Raw genomic sequence first — 11124 nt, 5'->3', positions numbered from 1 at the left:
GCTGGCGCACCAACACCTGTTCGACGTCCTGCAGTTCCGCGCCGAGGGCGGCGAGCGTCGACATCAGATCGGCGGTGATCCCCGGCCGGTCGGCACCGACCACTCGCACAGCCAGGTTGATCACGGTTGACTTGTCGCTGATGGGGACGAGGCTACAGCCGTCCGCTCGGACGACTGATCGTCCGCCCCGGGCGACGGGTCGCCGGGCGGCTGCGACTCGGAAACTTGGGCTTCAGGCCGGGGCGACCACTTTCGCAGCCACCGTCCCGGCCCCGTGTCGGCCAGCGCCGGGGTCGAACGGCCGACCACCGCCAGGCTGAGGGCGATCGCAAAGCCGGCGTAGGCGATCAACAGCGGCTCGAGGGCCATGCGGTAGCGGTCGGCGCCCTGGGTGAGCGCCACCGCGAACACCACCGCTCCGGTCACCGCCACCACGGGGGCGATCAGACGCCCCTCACGACGGGCGAGCACCACGCCGGCCACGCCGAGGGGCAACAGCAGCTGCCAGCTGATCAGCCCGCCCCAAACCACCCAGTGCGGGCCTCGCAGCTCGACACCCTCGATGATGCCGCTCTGCTGGACCGGCCGGAAGAACCCGAACGTGCGGGCCACCCTGGCCACCGCCACCACCGGTAAACGACCGAGGTTGCGGCCGATGTAGTCGGTGGCGATCTCGCGCCCGAGCACGTCGCGCTGGGAGGCATCCATTTCGGGGGTGACCACGCTGCGGGTCCGGTCGAAGCAGGCGAAGTCGGAGTAGCCGGTGTAGGGCCCATAGAACCCGGGGGTGCAGTTGCCCTGAACCATCGTCGTGCCCAGGCCGGTCGTCATCACCACCGGTTCTTCGAACCGGTGCAGGTTGCTCCACACCCATGGCCCGAGAAACAGCACCAGCCCGGCTGCCATGGCCGCTCCGTGGGCCACAAAACGACCCCAGCTCAGCTGGCGCCGGCGTCGGTACAACAGCACCGGAATCACCAGCACCGCCACCAACAACTCCGACCGGGTGGCAGCGGCGATGCCAAAGGCCAGGCCCAGGCCCAGCGCCGAGCCCCACGACGGATCGTCGTCGTAGGCGAGGGCGCCGTACAACCAGGCGGCAACCGCCGCCAGCACCAACGGCTCGGCGAGGATGAGCGGGTCCCAGACCCACATGTTGACGTCGAGTGCAGCCAGCGACGCTGCGGCGATCGCCGCCCACGCCACCACCCGTGGGGCCGGCGGCGGGCCGCGGCGTCGGGCAGCGGCCAGCCGCCCCCCGGCCAGCCCCAGGAACGGTATGGCCAACGAACCGACAAGGGCGGAGACCAGGCGGTGCTCGTCGCGCGAGTCCAGCCCCACACGGCTGGCCAGGCTCAACATGGCCGGATAGCCGGGCGGATGGTCGGCTATCTCCTCGGCGACCCCCAGGCCCGTCGGCGATGAGAACCCATCGCCGTCGGCAAGCCGGTTGCCCAGCAGGTGGTAGTAGAGGCCGTCGCCGGTGAGCGGCTGGTCGGGGTTGATCACCGTCAGGTACACCACCCGAAATCCCAGCGAAGCCAGCCAGATGGCCAGGATCCACCACAGGGCTCGTGCCGGCAGCGGGGTGCGGGCACTGCGCTCACCCGATCCCAGCCGGCTACGGGCCGACATAGACCCGCACGTCATCAAACTTGGCGGGCGAGCCCGCCGCCGACGACAGCCCAAACGACCGTGGCGCCCCGGCGCCGTCGAGGGCCACCTGGCCGACCACCTGGTTGCCCACCCACAGCTGCAGTTCATCGCGTGCGAACTCCAGGCTGACCTCGTAGGTCGCCGGGATGCCCACCGGCCCGAACCGACCGATCGTCTCGGCCCCGCCGTTGCGGATCTGCTCGACGCCCACCGCAGCAAAGGTCGGGTTGAAGCCGATCCGGTTGAACTCGCCGGGTCCTGTGTAGCCGTAGACCACGCCCACCCCGTCCTTGGGCGAGTCGATCGTCATCTGGATCACCAGGCGTTCGGCGGCGGGCACGTCGGTCACCGCCAGAGCGGGCACCAACGCGCCGGCCGGGTCCTCAACGATCTGGGCGGACCCGTCGGCGATCACCCAGTTGCCGGTGACGACCTGCCAGTCGCCGCCCAGTGGTCCGTCGCCCCGGTCGAAGGCGTCGGCAACCACCTCGTCGCCCAAGACCAGGTCGGCCGGCTGGGAGGAAGCGTCGACCGACTGGGTCGACGTGGCGTTGTAGCGCTCGACGAGCACGACGGCCGCCCACAACAACAGGGTGACCTGGGCCACCCGGAAGATGACGCGCAGCGGCGACCGCCCCAAAAGGGGCGATCGCCGCTGCGGCGCGTCGTCGTGACCCGCGTCAGAAACCTGCGGCTGGCTAGCGGCCGCGTCGGCCACCGCGGCTCCCGCCGCGACGACCCCCACCCGCATTGCGCGGTGCGGGCTCGGGCCCAAGGTCGCCGTAGGTCTCGGTCAGCTTGGCTTCGAGCACCGGGGCAAACTCGGGCGCCCGCTGGGGGCGCTCGGTTCCGGTGTTCTCCGAGCCGGTGTCCTCCGAGTCTCGAGCATCGTCAGCCGTGCTGGCATCGCTACCGGTGGCAGACGACGTCGTAGCGCTCGAGCGGCCCCGGGGAGGGGCATCAGCTTTTGGGGAATCACCGCGCTCTGCGGAACTGCGGCTGCCGGAGCCCTTGCCCGCGGAATCCGACTTGGTATCGCCCACCATGCGCAGCGACACCTTGCCGTTGGGGTCGATGTCCTCGACATAGACCTGGAGGTCCTGGCCGAGCTCGAGCACATCCTCCACCTTGTCGATGCGCTTGCCGCCACCGATCTTGGAGATGTGCAACAGGCCGTCGCGCCCGGGGAGGATGTTGATGAAGGCGCCGAACTTGGTGATCGACACCACCTTGCCGGTGTACTCGGCGTTCACCTCGGGGGTTGGTGGGTCGAGGATCAGACGGATCTGACGCTCGGCCTCGGCAACCGCGCCGCCGTCGACGGCGGAGACGGACACGATGCCCACCATGCCGTCGTCGTCGACGGAGATGTCGGCTCCGGTCTCGCCTTGGATCGAGTTGATCACCTTGCCCTTGGGGCCGATGACCTCACCGATCTTGTCGGCGGGGATCTCGAAGCTGATGATCTTCGGCGCCGTCTCGTTCACCTCGGGGCGAGGCGCCGGCAGGGCGGCGGTCATGTTGTCGAGGATCGCCATACGGGCGTCCTTGGCCTGGTTGAGGGCGTCGATCAGCACGTCGGCCGGGATGCCCTCGATCTTGGTGTCGAGCTGCAGCGCGGTGACGAACTCGGCCGTACCGGCCACCTTGAAGTCCATGTCGCCGAAGGCATCCTCGGCGCCGAGGATGTCGGTGAGGGTGGTGTACTTGCCGTCGGCGTACACCAGGCCCATCGCAATGCCGGCCACCGGCGCCCGCAGGGGCACACCGGCGTCCATCAGCGACAGGCTTGAGGCGCAGACCGACGCCATCGAGGTGGAGCCGTTGGACGACAGCACCTCGGACACCAGCCGGATCGTGTAGGGGAACTCGGCCATCGAGGGCACGAGCGGGAACACCGCCTTCTCGGCCAGGGCGCCGTGGCCGATCTCGCGGCGCTTCGGGCCACGCATGAAGCCAGGCTCGCCGGTGGAGAACGGCGGAAAGTTGTAGTGGTGCATGTAGCGCTTCTTGGTGACCGGATCGATGCCATCGATCATCTGGTCCATGCGGCCGATGCCCAGCGTGGTGATGTTCATCACCTGGGTCTCGCCACGCTGGAACAGGCCGGTGCCGTGCGCTGTGGGAATGACGCCCACCTCGGAGGACAACGGGCGAAGGTCGGCGGGGCCACGACCGTCGATGCGGGCACCCTCGTTGACGATGCGGCTGCGCACCGCCTCCTTGGTGGCGGCGCGGAAGGCGGCCTTGGCCTGCTTCTCGACCGAGCCACGCTCGGCCTCATCGGCGGCGCCGGCAACCTGGGCGACCAGATCGTCACGCAGTGCGGCCTCTGCGGCGGTGCGCTCGGCCTTGTCGGCGATCGCAGCGGTCTCCGAGATGCGGTCACCCGCAGCGGCGGCGACGGCGTCGGCCACCTCCGGGGTGTAATCCACCTGCGGCACCCAAGCGATCGGCTCGGGGGTGCCGTGGGTCTCGTGGTGCACCTCGACCAGCTGGCGCTGCAGATCGATCATGGCGGCGATGTGGGCCTTGGAGGCCTCGAGGCCGGCGGCAAGCGCCTCCTCGTCGACCTTGGGGGCGCCCTCTTCGTAGAGCTCCCAGGCACCCTCGGTGCCGCCGGCTTCCACCATCATGACGGCGATGTCGCCGGGCTCACCATCGGAACCGTCCAGCTGACGCCCGGCCACGACCATGTCGAAGGAACCGGCATCGCTCTCGGCGTAGGTTGGGTGGGGCAGCCACTCACCATCGGCCGAGTAGGACAGGCGCACCGCGCCGACCGGACCCTCGAAGGGGATGCCGGACAGCATGAGCGCTGCGGAGGCGCCGTTGAGCGCCAGCACGTCGTAGGGGTTCTCCTGGTCGGCGCCGAGGACGAGGCCGACGACGTGGACCTCGTTGCGGAAGGTGCTCGGGAACGACGGGCGCAGCGGCCGGTCGATCAGACGGTCGGTGAGGATGGCGGCCTCGGAGGCCCGCCCCTCACGACGGAAGAAGGAGCCGGGGATCTTTCCGGCGGCGTACGAGCGCTCTTCGATGTCGACGGTGAGCGGGAAGAAGTCGGCGCCCTCGCGGACCCGGCGGGAAGCGGTGGCGGTGACCAGCACCCGGGTGTCACCCAGGCCGACGAGCACGGAGCCGTCGGCGAGGGACGCCAGGCGACCGGCCTCCATCGTGACCTCTTTGTCACCGGCGGGATCGTCGGCGACCGTGGCGCGGACGCGCAGTGCGCCCTCAATTGGCGTTGTGACCATGTAGTTCTCCTTGATGAGGTGCGCGGCGACAGCGTCGCGTCAATGCGCACCGGTTGGAGCGGAGAGGCCAGCAGTCAGTTGTCGACCCCCGAACATCCCTGCTGTCAAGACGGCCGGACAGCTCAGCTGTTCGCTGGACGCTGGCGGGCCACCGAAGTGGGCTGCGTATTCGGGGGGCGGCAACTGGCGGCTGAACTCAACCGCGTTCGTGAACGGCCCATCGTAGTCGACCGGCGGCCCCGGCGGCTTCACCGGGTACGCTCGACCGCCATGAACCAACGTGGTGGGCCCCCCACCGGATCGCCGACCCGCCGTGCGCAGCCTCGGTTGGCGGCGATCGTCGCGGCGATCGCAATCGTCCCCATGGTCGCGTGCGGTTCGTCGGGCGATCTGTCCCAAAGCGATTTCGAGGCGGTGATCACCGACTCGCGCATCGGCACCGAAGTCGGGGCGGTCGTCGCACGCAACTACGCCGCCTGCCTCTACCGCGCAACCGGGGGCGAGGTGAGCGAGATCGTCGACCATGTCGACGACGAGGCCTACCAGCCGAACGGCACCGATGCCGACGCACTGGCGGCCTGCTCGGATGTGTTGATCGACGCCGCCGGGTGACCGGCGGCTGACCGATTCAGCGACTGATCGACGCAGTCGCCGCTCGAATCAGCGGCGGAGCCCCAGCTCGGCGATCAGCGCACGGTAGCGCTCGATGTCGGTGTTCTTCAGGTAGTTGAGCAGACGACGGCGGCGGCCGACCATCTGCAGCAGGCCCCGGCGGGTGTGGTGATCGCGCTTGTGCGAGCGGAGGTGCTCGGTGAGGTGCGTGATCCGCGCGGTCAGCAGCGCGATCTGCACCTCGGGCGAGCCCGTGTCGGATGCGTCACGGGCATGCTTGGCGATGATGTCGCCCTTGGGCGGCATGTTGGTGGGAACGTGGTTGGTCATGGTGCTCCGGTGTGGGCGTAGGGCCCGGCCTCCCTGAGGGTGCCCCGATCACCGGGGCTCCGCGCGGGACGCGGGTGCCGGGGATTCCCGGCGGACGGGCGACGCTACCCGGTTTCGTCGTCGCGGTGCCAACGGAAGGCGGGTTCGGATCGTGCGACCGACGCCCCGGCATACTCGACCTCTTCGGGCAGCGCCAGGTCGAAGACCGCCGCCCCCGGGTCGTAACAAACCGATTCGATCGCTGTCAGGTCCGGGTCCTCCCCCACCCCCAGCGCCACGAACGCCGCCCGCAGATCGTCGCCGAGTTCGCCCTGCAGCAGCTCGGCGATGATCGCCGGCAGCGTCTCCGGGTCGGTCAACAACCAGGAGTGTCCGGCCTTTTCCACCGTGATCAGGTCGGCGCCGACCCGTCGGGCCGCGTCCTCACTGGTTCGGTGCGGCACTGCGATGTCCCGATCGCCGTGGAGAATGTAGAACGGCGTGCCCGCATCCGCCGCAGCGTCGAGGGCGTAGCGGCTCGACCGGGTGCGCAGGATCGAGGCCATCGGGCCGAGCAGCCGCCACGGACGGATCAGGTGACCGGCCATCGTCGGGGTGGACAAGCGCAGCAGCTTCATCGCCTGGGTCGGGTTGCGCGTCAGCGGCGGGATCAGCATCGAGTCGACCAACAACATGATCCCGACCGCGCCGAGCAACGGCGGCCACACCCGAAACAGATACACCATGCGGTCCCAGGTGTCGCCGACGATGGCATCGACCAGCACAACGCCCAGCACCCGGTCGGGCTGGTTGGCCGCCAGCTGGGTGACCAAGCGGCCGCCCATCGAGTGACCGGCCAGCAGGCAGTGCCGCACGCCCAGCTTGTCGAGAACCCGGCCGACCAACGCCGAGTATGCCCCGATGTTGAGGCCGTCCTCGGGGAGACCGGCCGTGCCCCCGTGCCCTGCGATGTCGATGGCGATCACGCGAAACCCCATGCCGCACAGCCGCGACAGGGTTTGGGCGTAGAGGAACCCCTCGGCGGTGAAGCCATGGATGACGACGAGGGGAATGCCCTTGCCCGCCAGCGTGATGCCCACCTCGTGGCCATCGTCGAGATGGATGCGGTGGCGGGCCAATCGAGGCGTTCTGCCCAGCCCGATCGCCGGGGCATCGGGGGCGCTCGGCCCGATGAGCGGATCGATGACCTCGTCGTCGCCCGGCAGGTCCTTGATCAGCTGGTCAACCACGGTGACCACCACCTTCCACTCGCTCCGACCCTGGCCTGTCGGGCGACGCTGCCAACACGCGCCGCGCCTCGTCGCAGTCCCGCCGGATCTGTTCCACCAGCTCGTCGAACGTGTCGAAAGCCGCGTCGCCACGAATTCGGTCGGTGAAGCGCACTGCCACCGCTTCGCCGTACAGGTCGCCCTCCCAGTCGAGCGCGTGTGCCTCCAACACGACCTCCCCACCGTCGCCGTAGACGGTGGGGCGGTTACCCAGGTAGATCGCGGCATCGAGCAACGAGCCGTCGCTTCGCACCACCCGCCCTGCGCAGATCCCTGGCTCAGGCAACAACATGTCCGATGGGACCGCCACGTTGGCGGTGGGAAACCCCCAGGTCCGACCCCGGCGGTCGCCCTCGACCACGACCCCCCGCAGCTCGTGGGGGCGGCCCAGCATGGCGTTGGCCGCCTCGAGGCGGCCCTCGGTCAATGCCCGCCGGATCGCGGTCGAGCTGACCTGCTCCTCGACCCGCACCGGGCGGCCGTCCATGCCGACAAGCGCCAGCCCCTCGACGTCGAAGCCCAGTTCGCTGCCGGCCTCCTCGAGCATGGTGACATCGCCGCCGCGCCGGTGCCCGAACCGGAAGTCGCTGCCGACGATCACCAGCCGGGTCGACAGTTCATCGACGAGCAAGCGCTTGATGAAATGCTCGGGTGCCTCCTGGGCCCGCTCGGCGTCGAAACCGATCACGTAGACCGCATCGACCCCGGTGTCGGCCAGCAGTTCGAGCTTGGTTTCGAGGTCGCACAGGCGTCTCGGCGCCGACTCGGGCCGCAGCACGGCGGCCGGGTGAGGCTCGAAGGTGACGACGACCGACGCCAGGCCGCGTCGTTGCGCCGTCGAGGTCAGCTTGGCGATGACCGCCCGGTGCCCCAGGTGGACGCCGTCGTAGGCGCCGATCGTCACCGCGGCCCCGTCCCGCAACCATTTCGCGGCGGATCCCATCGAGGGCTCCGCGAACGGGCGCACAGCCGTGGGGTCGCTCGGACCGGGGGCGCCATCGCCGAAGATCAGCACCCCTTTACCGTACGGCGTGCGGACGCTCGACGACGACTGCGACATGAAACGACACCCGAGGGGGTCGGTCCGCCCTACGATCGGAGGGTGCCCGAGCCCGACGAGACCGACCAGCCGACCAGGCCCTATCCGCCCGGATGGGAGGCCGACGTCGTCCTGCGCGACGGCGGCACGGTGCATGTGCGCCCGATCGTACCCAGCGATGCCGAGCGTCTGACCGCCTTCCACCAGCGCCAGTCCGCCGAGAGCATCTACTACCGGTACTTCTCCGCCCGACCAAGGCTGTCGGAGAAGGACCTGATCCACCTCACACAGCTCGACTACGTCGACCGGGTCGCCTTCGTGGCGTTACTGGGCGACGAGTTGATCGGCGTCGGACGCTACGAGCGGTGGGGCGAACAGCCGGTGGCCGAGGTGGCGTTCTTCATCGACGACGCCCACGCTCAGCGGGGCCTGGCCAGCGTGTTCCTCGAATACCTGGTTGCCGCGGCGCGCGAGCGGGGCCTGGCACGCTTCACCGCGTCGGTCCTCCCCGACAACACCAAGATGCTCATCGTGTTCTCATCGGCCGGCTTTGAGGTCAGCCGACAGTTCGCCGATGGCGTCATCGAGGTGTCCTTCGAACTCCACCCCACCCCGGAGGCCGAGGCGGCTCGCGAACGTCGCGAGGCGACCGCTTCGGCAGCCTCGGTGCGTCGCCTGTTCACCCCCTCCAGCGTCGCGGTGGTCGGCGCCGGTTCCACCCCGGGCACGCTCGGCCACGAGGTGGTGTACAACCTGCTCGCCCAGCGCTTCGCCGGCACGGTCTGGGCGGTCAACGAGCGGGCCCATGTCGTCTGCGGCCTGCCCGCCTTTCCCAGCCTGCTCGACATCCCGGCCGACGTCGACCTGGCGGTGATCGCCACCCCGGCGGAGCGGGTGGTCGAGTCGATCGAGCTGTGCGTTCGCAAACACGTACGGGCCGTGGTCATCCTCACCGCCGGCTTCTCCGAGGCCGGCCCCGAGGGCGCTGCGGTCGAGGCCGAGGTCGTCGCCACCGCCCGACGCGGCGGCGTCCGCGTGCTCGGCCCCAACTGCCTGGGCCTGGTCAACACCGACCCAGAGGTTCGCCTCCACGCCACGTTCGCACCGACCGCGCCCATGGAGGGCGATATCGGCATCCTCGCCCAATCGGGGACGCTCGCCGCAGCGATCATCGACCGCACCCGCCGGGTGGGGCTCGGCCTCAGCTCGTTCGTCGCCGCAGGCAACCGGGCGGACATCGGAGCGTCGGACCTGCTGCGCTACTGGTACGACGAACCTCGCACCAAGGGCGTGCTGTTGTACCTGGAAAGCTTCGGGCGAATCGAACGCTTCGTACGCTCGGCGAGGGCGCTCACCGCCGCCAAGCCGGTGATCGCCGTCGCCGCCGGATCGTCGCTCAGCGCATCGCCGAGCACCGGCCTGGGCCAAGCGCCCGACCCGGAGGCCCGCCTGCGCCAGCGCATCGCCAAGGCCGTCTTCCGCCAAACCGGCATCGTCCGCGTCGGCACGCTGCACCAACTGCTCGACGTCGGCCGCCTGCTCTCCGCCCAGGGAGTCCCCCAGGGCATCGGCGTGACCGTGGTCGGCAACTCCGGCGGGGCGGTCGACCTCGCCGTCGGCGAGTGTGCGTCCGCCGGCCTCACCGTGCTGCCCGGCCCCCGCCTGTCCTGGCGGGCGGATGCCGAGGACTATCGGGTTGCCCTCGAGGAGGTGCTCGCCGACGAGCGTTCCGCCTCGGTACTGATCGTGCATGCTCCGCCCGAGCTGCGCCCGAACCCGGCGGTCAACGACGTGATCCTCGACGCAGCCGTTGCCCACCCCGAGCGGGTGATCACCGTGTGCAACTTCGACGCCGCCGATGTCGACGAGTTACGGCGTGGCTCGACCGTCGTGCCGGTGTATGAGTTTCCCGAACCTGCAGCCCGGGCGCTGGGCCGCCTGGCCGGGTACTGGGCTTGGACCCACACCAGACAGAGCCTCGACGATCAGGACGCCATGCTCGACCCGGTGACCGACGGGGTCGGGCCGGACGAGCTGGCCCGGACGATGCTCGACCAGCACGGGGAGGGCGCCCTGCCGCTGGGCACCGAGGAACCGCTGCTCGCCGCTGCCGGTGTGCCGATCGCGCCCCGCGTGGTGGTGGAAAGCGCCGAGGATGCCTCGGCCGCCGCCGAAGAGCTGGGCTACCCGGTGACGGTCAAGGGCGCCACTCGTGACCGGGTGTTGCGGTCAGAGGCCGGCGGAGTGTCGCTCGACCTCTACGACGCCAAGTCGGTCGACGATGCCGCCACCCGCCTGGTCGAGCGCTTCGGCGACGGGGCCATGCCGCTGGTCGTCCAGCGGATGATCGATCGCGGCGTCGACGTCGGGGTCACGTTCCGTCGACGCCAGGGCGTGACGACGGTGACCATCGGCGTCGGAGGTGTGTTCGCCAACGAGGACGACGCGTCGCTGGGCGTTCTGCCCGCGTCGCGCACCGACCTGGCGATGCTGGTCGGAGGCACCGACGTCGGACGCCAGCTGGGACGCATCACCGGAACCGAGGAGCTGGTGGACCTCCTTGCGCGCATGTGCGCCCTGATGGAAGCCGCCCCCGAGATCGCAGCGCTGACCGCCAACCCGATCATCGCCGGCATCCACGGCGTTACCCTGGCCGACGTGGTCGTCGAACTGGCCGAGCCTCCCGCCGAAGACCTGGCCGCCCGCCGGCTCGACTTCGAGCCGGAAGCCAGCGACGCCCGCTCACCGGGGGCATCAGCTCTCACCTGAGGGTGGCACGTCAGCCCTGACCGCACGGTTCGTGACACTCGTCACCGGCCGGTTCCTCGGGGTGGAATCTTCGCCAATTGTCAGGACGAGCGCCCCTGATGGAAAAAGATCCATCTGGGGGGAGCGACCTATGAATGAGACCAACGACCCGAGTCGGACCGTGTGTCGAACCAGGTCGACTCACGCTAGGCCC

Annotated in this window: 9 protein-coding genes; 2 read left to right on the top strand and 7 right to left on the bottom strand. The window is 69.8% G+C overall.

The window, feature by feature from the left end; all coding sequences use genetic code 11:
• The 4 genes from IPN02_05840 to IPN02_05825 all read right to left on the bottom strand — a co-directional run.
• On the bottom strand, positions 1–124 hold a 124-nt coding region (locus IPN02_05840; protein ID MBK9296379.1), incomplete at its 3' end, for a hypothetical protein.
• Positions 121–1635, bottom strand: coding sequence for a hypothetical protein (locus tag IPN02_05835; protein ID MBK9296378.1), 1515 nt, complete (start codon positions 1633–1635; stop codon positions 121–123). The genes IPN02_05835 and IPN02_05840, both read right to left, overlap by 4 nt.
• Positions 1622–2374 (bottom strand): hypothetical protein, encoded by a 753-nt coding sequence (locus IPN02_05830; protein ID MBK9296377.1) that lies wholly within the window; start codon positions 2372–2374, stop codon positions 1622–1624. The genes IPN02_05835 and IPN02_05830 overlap by 14 nt, the downstream gene beginning before the upstream one ends.
• Complete coding sequence (locus tag IPN02_05825; GenBank protein MBK9296376.1) at positions 2355–4913, bottom strand: polyribonucleotide nucleotidyltransferase; 2559 nt, start codon at positions 4911–4913, stop codon at positions 2355–2357. Before IPN02_05825 ends, IPN02_05830 begins: the two co-directional genes overlap by 20 nt.
• Positions 4914–5240: 327 nt before the next feature.
• On the opposite strand from IPN02_05825, the gene IPN02_05820 reads away from it, so the two are divergent.
• On the top strand, positions 5241–5525 hold the full coding sequence (locus IPN02_05820) for a hypothetical protein (GenBank protein ID MBK9296375.1): 285 nt from the start codon (positions 5241–5243) through the stop codon (positions 5523–5525).
• 48 nt (positions 5526–5573) lie between these two features.
• Here the strand turns inward: IPN02_05820 and rpsO are convergent, their stop codons facing one another.
• The 3 genes from rpsO to IPN02_05805 form a co-directional block, all read right to left on the bottom strand.
• The gene (gene rpsO, locus IPN02_05815; GenBank protein ID MBK9296374.1) at positions 5574–5831 is read right to left on the bottom strand and encodes a 30S ribosomal protein S15; all 258 of its coding nucleotides are present in this window, start codon (positions 5829–5831) and stop codon (positions 5574–5576) included.
• Between the two features lie 128 nt (positions 5832–5959).
• Complete coding sequence (locus IPN02_05810; GenBank protein MBK9296373.1) at positions 5960–7084, bottom strand: alpha/beta hydrolase; 1125 nt, start codon at positions 7082–7084, stop codon at positions 5960–5962.
• Positions 7077–8066, bottom strand: a complete 990-nt coding sequence (locus tag IPN02_05805; protein ID MBK9296372.1) for a bifunctional riboflavin kinase/FAD synthetase — start codon at positions 8064–8066, stop codon at positions 7077–7079. Before IPN02_05805 ends, IPN02_05810 begins: the two co-directional genes overlap by 8 nt.
• Before the next feature lie 159 nt (positions 8067–8225).
• Between IPN02_05805 and IPN02_05800 the strand changes: the two genes are divergently transcribed.
• Positions 8226–10931, top strand: coding sequence for a GNAT family N-acetyltransferase (locus IPN02_05800; protein ID MBK9296371.1), 2706 nt, complete (start codon positions 8226–8228; stop codon positions 10929–10931).
• The last annotated feature ends 193 nt before the right edge of the window (positions 10932–11124 follow it).

The sequence above is a fragment of the Candidatus Microthrix subdominans genome (assembly GCA_016719385.1).
Lineage (GTDB): Bacteria > Actinomycetota > Acidimicrobiia > Acidimicrobiales > Microtrichaceae > Microthrix > Microthrix subdominans.
Note: the sequence above shows the minus strand (reverse complement) of the source record. Positions and strands in the feature narration are given on the sequence as shown.

Coding starts and splice junctions, on each gene's coding strand:
- IPN02_05835 (MBK9296378.1), bottom strand. CDS start 1,635: ATGTCGGCCCGTAGCCGGCTGGGATCGGGTGAGCGCAGTGCCCGCACC.
- IPN02_05825 (MBK9296376.1), bottom strand. CDS start 4,913: ATGGTCACAACGCCAATTGAGGGCGCACTGCGCGTCCGCGCCACGGTC.
- rpsO (MBK9296374.1), bottom strand. CDS start 5,831: ATGCCGCCCAAGGGCGACATCATCGCCAAGCATGCCCGTGACGCATCC.
- IPN02_05805 (MBK9296372.1), bottom strand. CDS start 8,066: ATGGGATCCGCCGCGAAATGGTTGCGGGACGGGGCCGCGGTGACGATC.